The sequence below is a fragment of the Arthrobacter jinronghuae genome, assembly GCF_025244825.1.
Classification (GTDB): Bacteria; Actinomycetota; Actinomycetes; order Actinomycetales; family Micrococcaceae; genus Arthrobacter_B; species Arthrobacter_B jinronghuae.
The window spans coordinates 73170-89492 of sequence record NZ_CP104263.1; the positions used below are offsets into that span (position 1 = coordinate 73170).

General features: G+C 67.3%; 16 protein-coding genes and 1 riboswitch. Of the genes, 10 read left to right on the top strand and 6 right to left on the bottom strand.

Features of this window, described 5'->3' with window-relative positions; translation table 11 throughout:
- Positions 1–37 precede the first annotated feature (37 nt).
- The gene (locus tag N2K98_RS00355) at positions 38–1243 is read right to left on the bottom strand and encodes a cobalamin-independent methionine synthase II family protein (protein WP_255864442.1); all 1206 of its coding nucleotides are present in this window, start codon (positions 1241–1243) and stop codon (positions 38–40) included.
- A gap of 19 nt (positions 1244–1262) precedes the next feature.
- Positions 1263–1386, bottom strand: a riboswitch (SAM riboswitch).
- Positions 1387–1508: 122 nt separating this feature from the next.
- A complete protein-coding gene (locus N2K98_RS00360; RefSeq protein ID WP_255796263.1) occupies positions 1509–2978 on the bottom strand; it encodes a peptide MFS transporter in 1470 nt (489 codons plus the stop codon).
- Positions 2979–3181: 203 nt separating this feature from the next.
- Here N2K98_RS00360 and N2K98_RS00365 point away from each other — a divergent pair, with 203 nt between their 5' ends.
- Positions 3182–4174: an MsnO8 family LLM class oxidoreductase gene (locus N2K98_RS00365; RefSeq protein WP_255864441.1), complete on the top strand. Its 993-nt coding sequence runs from the start codon at positions 3182–3184 to the stop codon at positions 4172–4174.
- 1 nt (position 4175) lies between these two features.
- On the opposite strand, the gene N2K98_RS00370 is transcribed toward N2K98_RS00365, so the two are convergent.
- Positions 4176–5576: an amidase gene (locus N2K98_RS00370; RefSeq protein ID WP_255864440.1), complete on the bottom strand. Its 1401-nt coding sequence runs from the start codon at positions 5574–5576 to the stop codon at positions 4176–4178.
- 151 nt (positions 5577–5727) lie between these two features.
- Between N2K98_RS00370 and N2K98_RS00375 the strand changes: the two genes are divergently transcribed.
- The 4 genes from N2K98_RS00375 to N2K98_RS00390 all read left to right on the top strand — a co-directional run bounded on the left by N2K98_RS00375 (position 5728) and on the right by N2K98_RS00390 (position 8409).
- Positions 5728–6054 carry a rhodanese-like domain-containing protein gene (locus N2K98_RS00375; protein ID WP_227920571.1) on the top strand — a complete coding sequence of 109 codons (327 nt, stop codon included), beginning with the start codon at positions 5728–5730 and terminating at the stop codon, positions 6052–6054.
- Complete coding sequence (gene pheA / locus N2K98_RS00380; protein ID WP_255796260.1) at positions 6051–7031, top strand: prephenate dehydratase; 981 nt, start codon at positions 6051–6053, stop codon at positions 7029–7031. Before N2K98_RS00375 ends, pheA begins: the two co-directional genes overlap by 4 nt.
- 50 nt (positions 7032–7081) lie before the next feature.
- Positions 7082–8056 (top strand): DNA topoisomerase IB, encoded by a 975-nt coding sequence (locus tag N2K98_RS00385; RefSeq protein WP_255864439.1) that lies wholly within the window; start codon positions 7082–7084, stop codon positions 8054–8056.
- A gap of 95 nt (positions 8057–8151) precedes the next feature.
- Entirely contained in the window at positions 8152–8409 is a 258-nt protein-coding gene (locus N2K98_RS00390; protein ID WP_260553820.1) for a hypothetical protein, read from the top strand.
- A 46-nt stretch (positions 8410–8455) separates the two neighbouring features.
- On the opposite strand, the gene N2K98_RS00395 is transcribed toward N2K98_RS00390, so the two are convergent.
- On the bottom strand, positions 8456–9529 hold the full coding sequence (locus N2K98_RS00395; protein ID WP_255864438.1) for a diacylglycerol/lipid kinase family protein: 1074 nt from the start codon (positions 9527–9529) through the stop codon (positions 8456–8458).
- Between the two features lie 67 nt (positions 9530–9596).
- Here N2K98_RS00395 and serS point away from each other — a divergent pair, with 67 nt between their 5' ends.
- Together serS and N2K98_RS00405 are read left to right on the top strand one after the other, a co-directional pair.
- On the top strand, positions 9597–10871 hold the full coding sequence (serS, locus tag N2K98_RS00400; RefSeq protein ID WP_255796256.1) for a serine--tRNA ligase: 1275 nt from the start codon (positions 9597–9599) through the stop codon (positions 10869–10871).
- Between the two features lie 142 nt (positions 10872–11013).
- Positions 11014–11862, top strand: a complete 849-nt coding sequence (locus tag N2K98_RS00405; protein ID WP_255796255.1) for an HAD family hydrolase — start codon at positions 11014–11016, stop codon at positions 11860–11862.
- A gap of 1 nt (position 11863) precedes the next feature.
- Here N2K98_RS00405 and N2K98_RS00410 read toward each other — a convergent pair whose 3' ends face one another.
- Entirely contained in the window at positions 11864–12499 is a 636-nt protein-coding gene (locus tag N2K98_RS00410; RefSeq protein ID WP_255864437.1) for a hypothetical protein, read from the bottom strand.
- An 84-nt stretch (positions 12500–12583) separates the two neighbouring features.
- Between N2K98_RS00410 and N2K98_RS00415 the strand changes: the two genes are divergently transcribed.
- A complete protein-coding gene (locus N2K98_RS00415; RefSeq protein WP_255864436.1) occupies positions 12584–12796 on the top strand; it encodes a hypothetical protein in 213 nt (70 codons plus the stop codon).
- Between the two features lie 80 nt (positions 12797–12876).
- Here N2K98_RS00415 and N2K98_RS00420 read toward each other — a convergent pair whose 3' ends face one another.
- Entirely contained in the window at positions 12877–13422 is a 546-nt protein-coding gene (locus N2K98_RS00420; RefSeq protein WP_255796740.1) for an inorganic diphosphatase, read from the bottom strand.
- Positions 13423–13640: 218 nt separating this feature from the next.
- On the opposite strand from N2K98_RS00420, the gene dacB reads away from it, so the two are divergent.
- Both dacB and N2K98_RS00430 read left to right on the top strand, forming a co-directional pair.
- Complete coding sequence (dacB, locus tag N2K98_RS00425; protein ID WP_255864435.1) at positions 13641–15068, top strand: D-alanyl-D-alanine carboxypeptidase/D-alanyl-D-alanine endopeptidase; 1428 nt, start codon at positions 13641–13643, stop codon at positions 15066–15068.
- A 67-nt stretch (positions 15069–15135) separates the two neighbouring features.
- Positions 15136–16320, top strand: a complete 1185-nt coding sequence (locus N2K98_RS00430; protein ID WP_255864434.1) for a zinc-dependent metalloprotease — start codon at positions 15136–15138, stop codon at positions 16318–16320.
- Positions 16321–16323: the final 3 nt, after the last annotated feature.

Below are 16323 nucleotides of genomic sequence, written 5' to 3' on the forward strand. Positions count from 1 at the left end.
ACCCTTACGATGCCACTCTATCCACCTGTTCCCTGGCCTACCAGAGCCGGCTGCTGGCCAGCCGGGCGCCTTCTCCCAGGGTCTCCAGCTTCGCCGCCGCGATCTGCGGGTGCACCCGGCCGCCCAGCCCGCAGTCGGTGGACGCAATAACGTTTTCCCGCCCCACCAGTCGGGCAAAGCGCTCGATCCGGTCCGCCACCAGTTCCGGATGTTCCACCACGTTGGTGGCGTGGGAGACCACGCCGGGAATGAGAACCTTCCCGTCCGGCAGCTTGGTATCTTCCCAGACCCGCCACTCGTGCTCATGCCGCACGTTGCCTGCCTCGAAGCTGTAGCCCCCGGCGTTAATCTGCAGCAGGGTGTCCACCAGGTGGCGGAACTCGATGTCCGTAGTGTGCGGCCCGTGCCAGGAACCCCAGCACAGGTGGAAGCGGATCTGTTCCTCAGGCAGCCCGCGCAGGGCGTAGTTCAGGGCCTCGACGCGGATCTGCGTGAACTTGAGGTAGTCGGCCACCGAAGGTTCGGGGTTGATCTGGTCCCAGTTCTCCGCAATGGACGGATCATCGATCTGGACGATCAGCCCGGCGTCCACGATGGCAAGATATTCCTCCCGCATGGCATCCGCGCAGGCGTAGATGAACTCCTCCTCCGTGGCGTAGTACTCGTTGGCAATCCGCGAACAGGAACCGGGGGAGAGCGAGGCGAGGAAACCTTCGGACAAACCTGCCGCGGCCAACCCGGACTTGAGGTTGGCAATGTCGCTGGCCACGGCGTCGTACCCGGTGTACTCCACCGGACCCGTGACCTTGGGGAAGACCTTCTGCGCCCCGGTGGTGATACCGGAGGTCGGGTCGGTGTAGGCATCGGAGAAGCGCTGACGGTCCCGGCGGTCACCGAAACTGGTGAGGACAACATTGCCCGGCTCCGAGCGGTGCGGTTCCATGTCCCAGATCCCGGTCTCGGCAACACTCAGGCCGCCAAGCCGCGCGAACGAATAGGACCACCAGGCCCCGTAGTCGACGTTCGCGGACATCGCATGCCCGTATTCGCCGTCGTTCGGGATATCGATGCCTGCCTGGCGCTGGCGCCGCACCAGGTCAGCGACGGCAGCCTGCAGCAGTTCCGCGTAGCCCCCGGTATCCGCGGGGTCGGTTTCACGGGCCGCGTTCGCGGCGATCAGTTCAGGGGTCCGGGGGAGGGAACCGGCGTGGGTGGTCAAAATGCGGTCAGTGCTTTTGCGCATGGCAGTGATCCTTTAGGAATCGGTGCTCTTGCCCGCACCGGATGCCCAAGAGGCGGTGCAGGCCGCTTCGTCATCCGAACCACCCGCGAAGCATGGGGTTGGTGCACGGCCAAGTCGGAGCTTGGCGGCCGTGTCTCCTGAAGCTGGCACCCATCCTAGCCATGCCGGCGGGGCGCCGCCAAGCAAATGACGCAACATAAAAAGGACGGCGGCACCGGAGAGTTCCGGTGCCGCCGTCCTGGTTGAAGCGCTTGGTGCCCGCCTGCTAGCGCACGCCGCCCATGAGCTTCTTGATCGACGGTGTGGCCGCAGCCAGGGCAATGCCCAGGATGATCGCGGTAACGCCGCTGAAGGTGAAGTAGCTGACTTCGGTTGCCGGGTCGTAGAACTGGGCCAGCCAGCCCGCCAGGGTGGTGCCCAGGGAGACGGACAGGAAGAACAGCGCCACCATCTGGGTCCGGAAGACTTCCGGGGCCAGCTTGGTTGCCACGGACAGGCCGATCGGGGACAGGAACAGTTCAGCGAACGTGAACAGCAGCAGGATCCCGGCCATGGCCAGCAGCGGGGTGCTGTTCGGTGCGCCGCCCGAGAACGGAATGAAGGCCAGGAAGGCGAGGCCCATGACGGCCAGGCCCATGGCGAACTTCAGCGGGGAGGACGGCTGGCGGTCGCCCATCTTGGTCCAGACGCCGGCGAAGACGGCTGCGAAGATGATGATGAAGACCGGGTTGATGGACTGCACCCAGCTCGGCGGCATTTCCCAGCCGAAGATGGTGCGGTTCAGCGAGCTGTCCGCGTACATTGCCACCACCGTGAACTGCTGCTGGAACAAGGCCCAGAAAGCAGCACTGGCAATAAAGAGCGGCATGAAGGAGTACACCCGGCGGCGTTCCACCTGGTTCACCTTCTTGCTGCTGAGGATGATCACGAAGTACGCGACGGAGGCCACGATGGCGAGGATCGCCATAACCACCGCAAGGTTCTTGGCGGTCAGCAGCTCGAAGACAACGGCCAGCACGATGACAACCAAGGCGGCAGCCGCGATGAGGCTGATCTTCATGTACTGCTGCTTCGGCAGCGGGTTGGCTACCTCGTGCGCGGATTCGGGCAGGTTCTTCCGGGTCACCCCGTACTGCACCAGGCCGATGGCCATGCCGATGGCGGCCAGGCCGAAGCCGTAGTGGAACCCGTATTCGGTCCAGGCGAGGCCGGTCAGGATCGGGCCGATCAGGGCGCCGATGTTGATGCCCATGTAGAAGATGGAGAAGCCGGCGTCGCGCCGCTGGTCCTTTTCGTCGTACAGGGTGCCGACGAGCGATGTCGCGTTGGCCTTCACACCGCCGGAGCCCAGGGCGATCAGGATCAGGCCGGCGGCCAGTCCGACGGCGCCCGGCAGGACAGCCAGGGAAATGTGGCCGAGCATGACCAGTGCGGCAGCGTAGAACAGCACTCGTTCGGCGCCGAAGACGCGGTCCGCCAGCCATGCACCGAGGATGGTGGAGAGGTACACGCCACCGCCATAGGCGCCGACCAGGGAGACGGCAATGGCTTCGTCGATGCCGAGGCCGCCGTCGGTGGTGCTGTAGTACATGTAGTACAGCAGGATGCCCTGCATGCCGTAGAAGGAGAATCGCTCCCACAGCTCAACGCTGAAGAGGTTGGCCAACATCCGGGGATGGCCGAAGAAGGTTTTACGCGCTTCTTTTACGCCTGAGGTACTGGGGGTATGGCTCACGAGTTTAATATTCCCACCCTCGGCAGGTGGTCAAGCAGCCAAATCCGAAAGAATCCGCCGGAGACAAGGAAGGTTGCCATCCCTGAGTGCCTAAGATCACAGGCAAAACGGATGCTTTTGCCCGCATTACATGCTTGTGGGCCTGCATGACGGAACGATTTGCGCGACCGGTCCGGAATTCCCTAAGCAGGCAGGGGGTTGGCATGGGTATGCCAAGCCTCAGTGTTCCCGTCTCAATCCTTGACCGCGCAAACTCCCGCGAAGGATTTCCCGAGTCGGATGCGCTTAGTGCCGTGCTTGAACGTGCCGAATCCGCAGACCGGCTGGGGTACCGGCGCTTTTGGGTTGCCGAGCACCACGCCGTGGCCGGGATCGCCGGCTCGGCGCCCGCCGTCCTGATGGCCGCGCTGGCGGCACGCACCCGCAGCATCCGGATCGGCTCCGGCGGTGTGATGCTCCCGAACCACCAGCCGCTGGTCGTAGCCGAGCAGGCAGCGACGCTGCAGGCCCTGTATCCCGGCCGGATCGATCTTGGCCTGGGCCGTTCCCTCGGGTTCACTCCGGCGGTGCGGACGGCACTGCGGGCGGGGCCGGCCGAGGCAGGGGAATTTGAAGCGCAGCTGGCGGAACTGCTCACCTATCTCGACGGCACTGCGCCGATCACCGCCCGCCCGCAGGACAACGGCCGAACGCCGGTGTTTGTGCTTGCCACCGGAGCAGGAGTGGAAATAGCAGCCCGGGCGGGTCTGGGCGTTGTCCTCGGCGGCCCGGCGCTGTTCCGGCAGAACAGCGCCGGGCAGACAGGTGCACTCGAACGCTACCGCTCGGCCTTCCGCCCCTCGGACCGTTTTCCCCGGCCCTACGTGCTTGCGGCGGTCAACGTCGCTGCGGCCGGCACCGAGGAAGGGGCAAGGGAACTGCTGCTGCCCGAGGCGCATGCCCTGGCCGATTCCCGGACCAAGGGGGTGTTTCCCGCCCTGTCAGCAGCGGAAAGCGCCGCCGAACTGTCCGGACGGCGGCAGGACCTGGTCCGCACTACCCTCGAGACCTCCGTCTACGGCACGGTGGAACAAGTGCACGGCAGGCTCGAGGACCTGGTGGCTTCCTCCGGTGCGGACGAGCTGCTCGTGACCGGCGGTGCCTTCGATGCCGAGGGGCAGCGGGAATCCGACCGGCTGCTGGCCGGCCTCTTCTAGGTCAGTACCCCAGCTGGGCTGCCACGGACAGCAGATCCGCCTCGGCGCCGGGCCGCCCGATCAGCTGGACACCCATCGGCAGGCCGGCCGCGGTATCCAGCACCGGAAGGGTAATCGCGGGAAGCCCGCAGACATTGACCATGGACGTGAACGGCGAGTACCGGCACTGCCGGGCATAATCCTCGTCCGCCCGGTCACCAGCGCCGGCGTCGTCGCTGGTGTACCAGCCGAGGGGGCGCGGCGTCATAGCCAGGGTGGGCGTCAGGATCATGTCGTAGCCGCTGTACTGCCGGATGGTCTCGGCCTCAAAGGAACGGAGGACGTCGACGGCGCCCACCAGGTCCGCGGCACTGCGCCGTAGAGCGCGCTGACGCATGACGGCGGCAAGATCGGTCAGCCGTTCTTCCCCGCCCGGTGCCAAGGGGGCGGTGGCCAGACCGGCCGTCCACACCACCTGGAAGGCGTCCGGATACCGTTCGTCATAAACCACGTCCGCGTCCAGCAGATCGTGGCCGGCGCCGGTCAGGGCCGCGATACCGGTTTCGAGCGCCTGCAGTGCCTCGGGATCAAGCCGGATCTCCAACCTGGATTCGAAGGGTGAACGGGTGCTGACGCCGATCCGGAACCTGCCCTCGGCCCGCAGCGCAGCCGCAAGGAACGTTCCGGTGACGGGAGCAGCACTGGTGGCACGGTAATGGGGTTCGGCGACCATCGCGTCCAGCAGCAGTGCCGCATCCGCTGCGTTCCGGGCCAGCGGGCCGGCCACCACGAACTGGCCCAGGTCCTGCTGTCCCGAGCCGGCCGGGATCCTTCCGCGGTTGGGCTTCAGGCCAACCAGGCCGGTAGCCGCCGCAGGGATGCGTACCGAGCCGCCGCCGTCGGTACCCGGAGCAAAGGGGATCAGCCCGGCGGCGACTGCTGCTGCGCTGCCGCCGGAGGATCCCCCGGGGCTGAGCCGCGGATCGCGCGGGTTCCGCGCCGGCGGGCCGACCCGGTTTTCGCTGTAACTGCTGAGTCCGAATTCGGGTACCTGCGTCTTGCCGAGGCTGATCGCACCGGCCCGGCGCAGGACGGCAGGCAGGGGCGCATCCTCCCTGGCTGTCCACGGGTCCAGGGCCGCGCTGCCCATGGTGGTGCGCACGCCCGCCACGTCGGTGAGGTCCTTGTGCGCCAACGGCATTCCGTGCAGCTGTCCCAGCTCTCCGCCCCGGGCGCGGTGTGCGTCCGCAGCCCTCGCCTCGGCGACGGCGAGTTCCGGCGTCGGCGTGAGGAAGGCCCCCAAAGTCGGGTTGAGCTCCTCGATGCGCCGCAGATAGTGGTCGGTGGCTTCCTCCGCGCCGAGCCCGCCGGAGGCCAGGGCGTCCCGGAGTTCGACGGCGGTCATCTCGTGGAGAGCGGGCATCGCGTGCCTTTCGGTGCGGGCGGCGTCCGGGCGTTTATTCTCTCGGACCGCGTCCCACTATAGGCTGGACAAAACGGCACCGTACGGCGGGCCCGGGCGCGCCCGGAAGCGTGGTGCGGAGCTTTCAACCCGTAGGACAGTGAGGGCAGCAATGAGTGAGATGCAGAGTGTAACCGTAGACACCATTCCCGAGGGCGCGAAGATCCTCGACGTGCGGGAAGACTACGAATGGGAGGCCGGCCATGTTGACGGCGCCCTCCACATTCCGCTTGACCGGCTGCCCGAGGCCCTTGATGATCTGGACCCGGACCAGGACCTTGCCGTCATCTGCCGCACCGGCGGCCGAAGCGCCCGGGCCACGCAGTGGCTGGAAGCCAACGGCTACTCGGCCGTCAACGTTAACGGCGGGATGGGTGCCTGGCTTGAGGCGGGGAAGCCCATGGTTTCCGACAACGGGCAGGAACCGACCGTTAAATGACGCATGCCGCCGACACCCAGGCCGCTCCGCACCACCGCGGCCCGCTGGGGGAAACCGTAGTTTACGCCTACCTGGGTCCGGAGGGCACCTTCACGGAGGCTGCTCTGCTGACCATCCCGGGTGCACAGGACGCCGTCCGCATTCCGGCGCCCAGCGTGAACTCCGCACTGGAAATGGTGCGCTCCGGGCAGGCCACGGCTGCCGTGGTGCCGATTGAAAACTCGGTGGAGGGCGGCGTCAGCGCCACCCTCGATGCGCTTTCCGCCGGTGCCTCGCTGCGGATCATGAGGGAAATCCTGGTCCCCATCACGTTTGTCCTGGCGGCGCGTCCGGGGGTGGCCCTGGCGGATATCCGTACAGTTTCCACCCATACCCATGCCTGGGCACAGTGCCGGGAATGGGCCGCAGGAAATATTCCCGAGGCGGAATATTTGCCTGCCTCCTCAACTGCGGCGGCAGCAGTGGAACTCAGCGAGCCGGATCCGTCCTTCGACGCCGCGATCTGCGCACCGCTGGTGGCGCAGCGGCTCGGGCTGGAAGTTCTGCGCGAGGACATCGGCGATGTGCGCGATGCCGTGACCAGGTTCGTGATGATCAGCCTGCCCGGCCTGCTTCCCGAACCGACCGGTTCCGACAAGACCACCCTGGTGGTTCCCCTGCCGGAGGACCACCCCGGCGCCCTGATGGAAATCCTGGACCAGTTTTCCACCCGCGGGGTGAACCTGAGCCGGATCGAGTCCCGTCCCACGGGTATGTTCCTTGGTGATTACTTCTTCAGCATCGACGCTGACGGCCACATTGCGGATGCCCGGATGGCGGATGCATTGAAGGGCCTGCACCGGATCAGCCCGGAACTGCGTTTCCTGGGCTCATATCCGCGCGCGGACCACCGCGAGTCGGAGATACCCCGGCACACCAGTGACGAGGCTTTTCGGGCCGCTGATATTTGGTTCGAGTCCCTGCTGAACGGATACTAGGGCTGGAACCTGCGGCCGAACCGGTCCGCAGCGGGTGAAAGGGACGCATCATGGGCCGTCTGCGGCGAAGCAACTGCGAACATCCCGGTTACTCCCGCCGCCGCTGGGGCAAGGGGTTCAGTTACCGGGACGTCCGCGGCAACGTCATCACCGACCGGACGGTCGTGGCCCGGATCCGTTCGCTGGCCATTCCGCCGGCCTGGACGGATGTCTGGATCAGCCCGTACCCCAACGGCCACATCCAGGCGACGGGAACCGACGCCGCCGGACGTAAGCAGTACATGTACCACCCGCAGTGGCGTGAGATGAAGGACCGGGAGAAATTCGACCGCGCCCTCGCCTTCGCCCAGTCCCTTCCGGCGGCCCGCCGCCTGATCACCAAGCATCTGCGCGCCGAGGGCTGCGGTTCGGAACGTGCCCTGGCGGCAGCCCTGCGGATTGTCGACGCCGGCGCGCTGCGCGTGGGCGGCACCCGCTATGCGGAGGCCAACGGTTCCTACGGCACCACCACCCTGCGGATCGAGCATGTGCGGCTGGACGGAACGGAAGTGCGCTTCGACTTCCCCGGCAAGAGCGGGCAGGAATGGCACACCTCCATCAAGGATGCCGACCTCGCGGCCGCCCTCGAACCGATGCTCCGCCGCCCGGATGCGGACACGGCGCTGGCCTACCTCGGGGCTGACGGTGCCTGGCACAGTGTCGATGCGGCCCAGCTGAACGCCTTCCTGAAGGAAGTCACGGGCGGAGAATTCAGTGCCAAGGACTTCCGCACCTGGCAGGCCACGGTGGTGGCGGCCATGTCCCTGGCCCGGATGGCGCCGGCAGCCGCCACCAATCGGGTGAAGCAGAAGGCCGTGGCGGCCACCGCACGCGACGTGGCGGAGCACTTGGGCAACACCCCGGCGATCGCCCGCAAGTCCTACATCGACCCCCGCGTGGTGGACCGTTTCTTCGACGACCAGGTCATCCCCGTGACGGGGTTCTCCGCTTCGGAGACCGCAACCCGGATGATGCTCGAGGATTAACCGGGTTTCCGCAGGCACCGGCGATAAGTATGCTGATGGAAGGCGCGCGCAGTATTGGCGCACTGGACAACCACCCCAAGAAGGAAGGTGCCGGCATGAGCGAGTACCCCAACGAACAAGAGCAGCTCAAGGACCCGAAGCCCAGCGGTGTTTCCACCAATGACGATAACTACCGCGGCGATGTCGGCGACCAGGGCAACGACATCCGCTTTGCCGAGGAAGAGGCGCTGATCCGCGAGCAGGCCTCCCCCAGCGAGGACGAAGGCAAGTACACCGCCGCAGACGGCGCCAAGACGGATAAGGACCGCGAAGGCGGTTACACCGACTCCGAGGGCACCCAGGACGGCAAGTAACGCCTTCCTGCGAAACGGCGCTGCACCCACCGGTGCGGCGCCGTTTCTATGCCTCCGGCGGCAGGACGGGCGAGGGCGGCACCCGGACCAGCAGGGCGCCGGCGTCCACCTCCACGGTGATGGTGGTGGCGGGTCCGGTCAGGTCGCCGTCGAGCTGCGTCTGGGTGGGTTCCGCGACGGTCACCGTGATTTTCCGGACCCGGTGGTGCCGGATCACCGGGAGGTCCTTGGGGTAGCGCGTCATTACTTTGCCCGCCACCCAGGCCCAGCCCAGGACGCTGCGCGGGCTGATGATGACGACGTCCAGGAGCCCGTCATCCACCACGGCGTCGGGAATGAAATCGATTCCGGCGGGCAGGCGTCCGGTGTTGGCCACCAGCACGCTGTGCACCTTCTGTGACTGCGCCGGACCGTCGTCTATGCTCACGGTCATCCGTGTCCGCCGCCCCGGCAGGAGGCGGACGCCGGCTTCGCTGTAGGCCAGCCAGCCCACGCGCTTCTTGAGCTCATCCCTGGTGGCGGCGATTACCTGGGCATCCAGGCCGATCCCGCCCATCACCAGGAATGCATTGTGGGAACGCCCGCCCGTGGAGGCGTCTTCGAGCACAATGTCGGCCATATCGATCCGCCGCACATCCCCGTGCAGCGAGTTGCGGATGTTTCCCGCCAGGTCCGCCACGGAGATATCCAGGTTCCTGGCAAGGAGGTTGCCGGTGCCCAGCGGGATCAGGCCCAGGGCGGCACCGGAATGCGCGACCGCGCGCGAGACCTCGCGGATGGTGCCGTCGCCGCCCGCGGCGAGGACGACGTCGGCCCCGGACTCCAGTGCCTGCAGCGCCTGCAGGTAGCCCGGGCTGTCCACTGTGGTTTCCAGGATCAGCGGCGGATCCCAGCCTGCGAGCTCGCAGGAAGCCCGCAGCAGCGCCTCGGCGTCGGCAGCAAGCGCCTTGACCGGGTTCACGACCATCGCCACCCGCTGGTGGGCCGCTCCGCGCGGGGCGAACACCGAAGCGTCCGCCGCCGCCCGCCGCCTGCTTCGGGTGCCGGCAATGGCCCAGGTTGCGGCGGAGGCCAACAGGGCGGCGACGAGGACAAGGAGGAGGGTAATTTCAACGGGCATGATGCCTCCCAGAATAGCCGCCGCCCCGCAGGGCAAAGGCCCGGCAGGTTTTGGGTACCCTTGAGACGTGATCGATGTAAATGAGCTCCGCGAAAACCCCGAAAAATTCCGAGCCTCGCAGCGCGCCCGGCTGGCCGACGAGAGCCTTGTGGACGCGATCATTTCCGCTGACGCCTCCCGCCGCGACGCCCGGACCCGCTACGAGACCCTGCGCGCCGAGCAGAACGCCTTCGGCAAGCGTGTCGCCGCCGCCAAGGGTGAAGAGAAGCAGGCCCTGCTGGCCGAGGTGAAGGAACTGGCTGCCGCGGTCAAGGCCGCCGGCGCCGAGGCTGACGCCATCCAGGCCGAATCCGACGCGCTGCTGCGCCGGATCCCGAACCTGGTGTCCGACGGTGTTCCGGTCGGAGGCGAGGACGATTTCGAGGTAGTCAAGACCGTCGGCAAGCCCCGCGACTTCGAGGCCGAGGGCTTCAAGCCCCGCGACCACCTGGAAATCGGCGAGCTGCTCGGCGCCATCGACATGGAACGCGGCGCCAAGGTCTCCGGCTCCCGCTTCTACTTCCTGCGCGGCGTCGGTGCCCGCCTCGAACTGGCACTGCTGAACATGGCGATGGACCAGGCTGTGAAGGCCGGATTCGTCCCGATGATCACCCCCACCCTGGTCCGCCCCGAGACGATGCAGGGTACCGGCTTCGACGTCGCGCACGACGCCGAGATCTACCGCCTGGCCGAAGACGACCTGTACCTCGTGGGCACCTCCGAGGTGCCGCTGGCCGGCTACCACGCAGACGAAATCCTCGAGCTGGACGGCGGCCCCGTCCGCTACGCCGGCTGGTCCTCCTGCTACCGCCGCGAAGCCGGCTCGCACGGCAAGGACACCCGCGGCATCATCCGCGTCCACCAGTTCAACAAAGTGGAAATGTTTGTCTACACCCGGCCGGAGGATGCAGCGGAAGAGCACCAGCGGCTGCTGGCCTGGGAAGAGGAAATGCTGGCCAAGGTCGAACTGCCCTACCGGGTCATCGACACGGCTGCCGGCGACCTGGGCATGTCCGCGGCACGGAAGTTCGACTGCGAGGCCTGGGTTCCCACCCAGAATGCCTACCGCGAGCTGACCTCCACCTCCAACTGCACCACTTTCCAGGCCCGGCGCCTGAACATCCGTGAACGGCAGGCTGAAGGCAAGGGCACCCGTGCCGTGGCCACCCTGAACGGAACGCTGGCCACCACCCGCTGGATCGTCGCCATTCTGGAACACCACCAGAACCCGGACGGCTCCGTTAATGTCCCGGCTGCGCTCCAGCCGTACCTGGGCGGCCTGGAAGTCCTTCCGGTCCTCTAGCTCCATGCAGCGACGGCGGGACCTCGGGCGTTGCCCGGGGTCCCGCCGTCGTTCGCCCGGCCGCGCATCAACCCTGTCCGCCGGTCCGGTCCTGTGGCAGCTGTCCTAGCCGCCTTCCTTGCCCATCTGCTTAGATAAAACGATGACAACTTTGAGTACCGCTGGCATCGAAGACCAGCGAACCCCTGACAAGCGACACCTGGTAGCCCTCGACGTAGACGGAACCCTCGTAGACCATGACGGCCACATGTCCCCGGGCGTGCGCGAGGCCGCCCGAAAGGCCTCGGAAGCAGGTCATCACCTGGTGGTGGCCACCGGCAGGTCTTACGGCGCCGCGCTGCCCATCCTCGAACTCCTGGGTCTGACCAAGGGATACTGCGTCTGCTCCAACGGTGCCGTAACCCTGCGCCTGGATCCCGCCCTCGAAGACGGCTACGAAGTTATGGACCGTGTGGTCTTCGACCCGAAACCGGCACTGGCCGCGCTGCGGGCAAAGCTTCCCACCGCAAAATTCGCCCTGGAGGATGCGGAAGGGCGCTTCCTGTCCACCGAACGGTTCCAGGACGCCAGCTTCGGCGCCGAAGCCCTCGCGGTGGACTTTGAGTCCATGCTGGAGGCACAGGCCGTCCGCGTGGTGGTTTTCAGCACCGACAGCACCGCAGAGGAATTCGGCGAGGCGGTGGAGGCGATCGGCCTGCACGGCGTGACCTATTCCGTGGGCTGGACCGCCTGGCTGGATATCGCAGCGTCCGGCGTCACCAAGGCCAGCGCGCTGGAGCAGGTCCGCCGCCGGCTGGAGGTCGACCCGACGCTGACCATTGGTCTGGGCGACGGCCGCAACGACATCGAGATGCTGGACTGGGCCGCCCGCGGCGTAGCCATGGGACAGGCACCGGACGAGGTCCTGGCAGCAGCATCCGAGGTCACCGGCACGGTCTACGAGGACGGTGCGGCGAGCGTGCTGTCCAGCGTGCTGGACGGCACGGCCTAGCTCACGCCCGGTAGGGGAGCGCTGCCGGCGGAAGCGAGGCCGGACCGTAGACCAGTCCCAGCAGCCGCGCGGCGGCCGGGCGGGTGGCCCATTCTTCACTCCAGTGGGACCGGACCACCGCCTTGCTCACGGCCTGTGCGGTGATTCCCAGTTCCTGGGCCACGAATTTCTGCTGCCCGCGCGCTCCCGGGGTCATGAGGTCCAGCACCTTCCACTCGGCCTCGGAGCGGGCGGCCACAATCAGGCCCAGCAGGCGCAGCACGGCTTCCGCCTCCGCCGCCAGTTCCGCATCCGGCCCCTCCACCGCCAGCGGCACACGGTCGCCGGTGCGCTGGGCGCGCTCCACGGCACGCCGGGAATAGACCAGTCCGTAGCCCCGCGCATCAGCCAGATTCTCCGGGAGGGGAACCTGGAGCTCGCCCACCCCCACGCCCACGTGCCAGCGGCGCTGCCGGATCGCTGTCAGCGCGGCTTCCACCGCGGTGGCCGCATCGGTCAGTACCCCTTGGGCTTCGTCACCGACGGTGCGCTGGAAGGGAACGGCAGCAGGCAGATGCCGAAGGGAGCGGATCAGGTCCGGAACCAGGTCCCCGACCTCCCGGGTGTCCCGCTGGTTGATGGTCAGCACAAAATGCATGGCATCAGCATGTCAGACTCCGGCGGAAAACAACCGAATGCGGTTGTGGCGCGCCCGGGCCGGCACCACGGTAGAGTCGGGCGCATGACCAGCCAGGAGCAAGCACCCCGCCCGGACCGCCGCCCGCTGCTTCCCCTGCTGTTCGGGGCAGGCATCGTCCTCCTGGGCCTGTGGGCGGCATGGCTGACCTCCAGCTGGATTGTCCTTGCCGTTGCCGTGCTGGTGGCGGTGGTCCCGGCCAGGACGCACGCGGGAGACCTGCGCGCATGGGCGCGGCGCAAGGCGGGCGGCAACTGAGATTTGCCGCGTTAAACGCCGACGGCGGCCGCCCCGTAAGGGACGCACCGCCGTCGTACCGGCAGGGCCGGCAGGAAGAACTAGTTGTTGACGGGGTTGGCGTCGACGTCGCGGCCCTGGGCCTCGTCCTCTTCGTGGCCTTCGCCGTGTGCCTGGTAGCGCTCCAGGGAGGCCTTGACCTCGGCTTCGGCGTCCTCGCGGCCGGCCCAGTCAGCGGCTTCGACCCACTTGCCCGGCTCCAGGTCCTTGTACTTCGTGAAGAAGTGCTTGATCTCGTCGAGCAGGAAGTCGGAGACGTCCGAGATGTCCTGGATGTGGTTAAAACGCGGGTCCACGGGAACGCAGAGGACCTTGGCGTCGCCGCCGCCGTCATCAACCATGTTGAACACGCCGATGGGGCGGGATTCCACCAGTACGCCGGGCATCAGGTCGAAGTCCTGGAGCATCACCAGCGCGTCCAGGGGATCGCCGTCCTCGCCGAGGGTGTTCTCGAAGTACCCGTAGTGGGTGGGGTAGGCCATGGACGTGAACAGGACCCGGTCCAGGCGCAGGCGGTGGGTTTCGTGGTCAATTTCGTACTTGACCCGGGATCCCTTGGGGATCTCGATGGTGACGTCGAGCGTCATGGGCGTTTCGGGCATTGCGACTCCTCACTGGCGTGGCCCGCTGAGGAACCACTGGAAAGATTTGGCTGACGATCATGCGCCGGCATGCCCCGCGACCGGAAAGATCGGGGCGGGCACCGGCGTCGGTCTAGTCTTAAAGATATATGTCCTGTGCACAGAACGTGTGCAGGGCCGAAACGGGCCGGGCAAGCCGGCGGAAATGAAAGAGTCGGTGGGACATGTCTCGGATGTTCTCCGGCACTCTGCTGGCCCTGGCCTTCGCAGTGCTGCTGGTCCCGTTGGCCTGCTATGCCCTCCCTCCGGTTGCCCAGTCCCTGACCGAACCCCGGGTGCAGCGCGCCGAGGTGGTTCCCCGCTACCAGCAGGCACCCGTGAAGCTTAAGGACAGCGCACTGGTAACTGCTCCGAAGGCGTCGGATCCGATGCCGGACGTCGAGCAGCTGGCCCGCCTGCTCGACGCCGAACTGGCCGTGGAGGGAAGCGGCACCTTCTCCGCCGTGGTGCAGGACGCGCTCACCGGCACCGTGCTTTATGAGCGCGACGGCGCCACCGGGCTGGCCCCCGCCTCAAGCCTCAAGGTCCTGACCGCCGCAGCGGCGCTGTCCGCGATGGACGGCGACACGCGCTTCCCCACCGCCGCCCTGCCGGGGGAAGACCCGGGCACGGTGGTCCTCCGCGGCGGCGGCGATGTGCTGCTGACCGCTGGGGATTCAGATCCCGAGTCCGTGGCCGGCCACGCCGGGCTGGCCACCCTGGCCGAACAGACCGCCGCGGCGCTTGCCGCAAAGGAAACCGCAGGACCAGTGAAGGTGCTGGTGGATGATTCGCTGTTCACCGGCCCGGCACTCTCGGACGCGTGGGGGGAAGCCGACGTCGCGGCGGGCGAGATCGCCCCGATCCATTCCCTTGCGGTGAGCTCGGCGTGGGCAGAGGAGGGCACCGGGCCGGGACCCCGCGTTGGCGACGCCGCCCTGTCCGCCGGAGAGTCCTACCGCACCGCGCTCGCCGCTGCCCTTGCACCCAAGGGCATCGACGTTGAGCTGTCTGTTGAACGCGGCACCGCTCCGGCAGGCGCTGTTGCCCTCGCCGAGGTCCGCTCCGCACCGCTGGCCGAACAGGTCGACTACATGCTGCTGAACTCGGACAACTACCTGGCGGAGGTGCTGGCCCGGCTCAGTGCGGCAGCCACGGACCGTGAGGCATCCTTTGCCGGCGGAATTGAAACAGTTAAGGCCGAGGTGGCCGCCCTCGGGGTGGATGCCGGAGCAATGGTGCTCGGGGATACCAGCGGCCTGTCCGGCGAAACTTCGGTGTCCGCCGCGCAGCTGACCTCGCTGATGCAGATCCTCCTCACCACTACGGACCCCGATCTGCGCGCCGTCGCCGGCGGACTGCCCGTTGCGGCCCTGAGCGGAACACTGGCCGGGCGGTATGACGAGACAGCCGATTCCGCAGCGGCGGGGATTGTGCGGGCCAAGACGGGAACCCTGCTGGCGGTCACCGCGCTGACCGGGTACGCCGCCGACGCGGATGGCCGGGTACTTGCCTTCACTTTCATAGCCAGCGGCCTGAACGGAAACACCCAGCAGGCACGGGACGCTGTGGATTCCGCGGCAGCCGTGCTGGCCGGATGCGGGTGCCGGTAACACCGGGCAGACGCTCCGTTCCCCCAAGGTGGTGTGGTGCCGGAAGGCAATGTGGTCGAATGGAGCAATGGAGAGCAACGAGCGAAGCCGTCCGACCCCTGTCCCGGCACCTTCCGCCCCTGCAGGGAAAAATACCGACACCCACCCGTCCGCCGGCGGGGCACCGTCGCTGGTGAACTGGGACCTGGCAGCTTCCACCGCAGCGGCCATGGTAGCGCCCGGACCGAAGATGTCCGCCCGCGAGATCCGCGACGCCGTGGCGGACCTGCGGGCCGCCGCTGACGCCTCCGTTGCGCACGTTCACCGCATCACCGGACTGGAAGCGGCCCGGGACCTGCGGGACTCGGACGTGCTGATTGTGGACCGGGCATCCTGGGCCCGAGCCAACTCGCAGAGCTTCTCGGTGCTGATGGGACCGGCCCTGCAGCATCTGGCTGAAACCCGCCCGGAACAGCTGGCCGCCGCCAACACGGCACTGGGCGGAACCATGACCGGCGCGCAGCTGGGCACCATCCTCGCCTTCCTCTCGAGCAAGGTCCTGGGCCAGTACGATCCCTTCGCCGCCCTGGGCGGCGTCGGCAAACCCGGCGGACGCCTGCTGCTGGTGGCCCCGAACATCGTCACGCTGGAACGTGAACTGAACGTGGACCCCGCCGACTTCCGGCTCTGGGTCTGCCTGCACGAGCAGACGCACCGGGTGCAGTTCGCAGCCGCGCCGTGGCTGCGGACCCACATGCTGGAGCAGATCAGCCAGCTCTCCAACGGCATGATGGACAAGGCGCAGACCATTTCCGAGCGGCTGGGCTCCGCCGTGAAGGCGCTGGCAGCACCCAAGGGCGGCGTGGATGCGGACGGCGTGCCGCACAAGTCCGTGGACCTGCTCTCCCTGCTGCAGGATCCGGAGGACAAGGAACGGCTCTCCCACCTGACGGCAGTGATGTCGCTCCTGGAAGGCCACGCAAATGTGGTCATGGACGCCGTGGATGCGAGCATCGTGCCCAGCGTCAAAACCATCCGGCAGCGGTTCAATAACCGCGGCGCCAAGCGCACCTGGATTGACCGCTTCTTCCGCCAGATCATGGGGCTGGATGCCAAGATGCGCCAGTACAGCGACGGCGCGCGCTTTGTCCGTGCCGTCACCGACCAGGTGGGCATGGAAGGCTTTAACCGGGTGTGGGAGCGCCCCGAAAACCTCCCGACCGAAGCGGAGATCCACTCCGCGGACCTATGGATCGCCCGGATGGGACTGTAACAA

Bases quoted from the DNA above. Each gene is read 5' to 3' on its own strand.
- N2K98_RS00375 (WP_227920571.1), top strand. From the start codon at position 5,728: ATGAGTGAGATGCAGAGTGTAACCGTAGACACCATTCCCGAGGGCGCG.
- N2K98_RS00415 (WP_255864436.1), top strand. From the start codon at position 12,584: ATGACCAGCCAGGAGCAAGCACCCCGCCCGGACCGCCGCCCGCTGCTT.
- dacB (WP_255864435.1), top strand. From the start codon at position 13,641: ATGTCTCGGATGTTCTCCGGCACTCTGCTGGCCCTGGCCTTCGCAGTG.
- N2K98_RS00370 (WP_255864440.1), bottom strand. From the start codon at position 5,576: ATGCCCGCTCTCCACGAGATGACCGCCGTCGAACTCCGGGACGCCCTG.
- N2K98_RS00385 (WP_255864439.1), top strand. From the start codon at position 7,082: ATGGGCCGTCTGCGGCGAAGCAACTGCGAACATCCCGGTTACTCCCGC.
- N2K98_RS00430 (WP_255864434.1), top strand. From the start codon at position 15,136: ATGGAGAGCAACGAGCGAAGCCGTCCGACCCCTGTCCCGGCACCTTCC.
- N2K98_RS00365 (WP_255864441.1), top strand. From the start codon at position 3,182: ATGGGTATGCCAAGCCTCAGTGTTCCCGTCTCAATCCTTGACCGCGCA.
- N2K98_RS00355 (WP_255864442.1), bottom strand. From the start codon at position 1,243: ATGCGCAAAAGCACTGACCGCATTTTGACCACCCACGCCGGTTCCCTC.
- N2K98_RS00420 (WP_255796740.1), bottom strand. From the start codon at position 13,422: ATGACGCTCGACGTCACCATCGAGATCCCCAAGGGATCCCGGGTCAAG.
- N2K98_RS00405 (WP_255796255.1), top strand. From the start codon at position 11,014: ATGACAACTTTGAGTACCGCTGGCATCGAAGACCAGCGAACCCCTGAC.
- N2K98_RS00410 (WP_255864437.1), bottom strand. From the start codon at position 12,499: ATGCATTTTGTGCTGACCATCAACCAGCGGGACACCCGGGAGGTCGGG.
- N2K98_RS00390 (WP_260553820.1), top strand. From the start codon at position 8,152: ATGAGCGAGTACCCCAACGAACAAGAGCAGCTCAAGGACCCGAAGCCC.
- pheA (WP_255796260.1), top strand. From the start codon at position 6,051: ATGACGCATGCCGCCGACACCCAGGCCGCTCCGCACCACCGCGGCCCG.
- N2K98_RS00395 (WP_255864438.1), bottom strand. From the start codon at position 9,529: ATGCCCGTTGAAATTACCCTCCTCCTTGTCCTCGTCGCCGCCCTGTTG.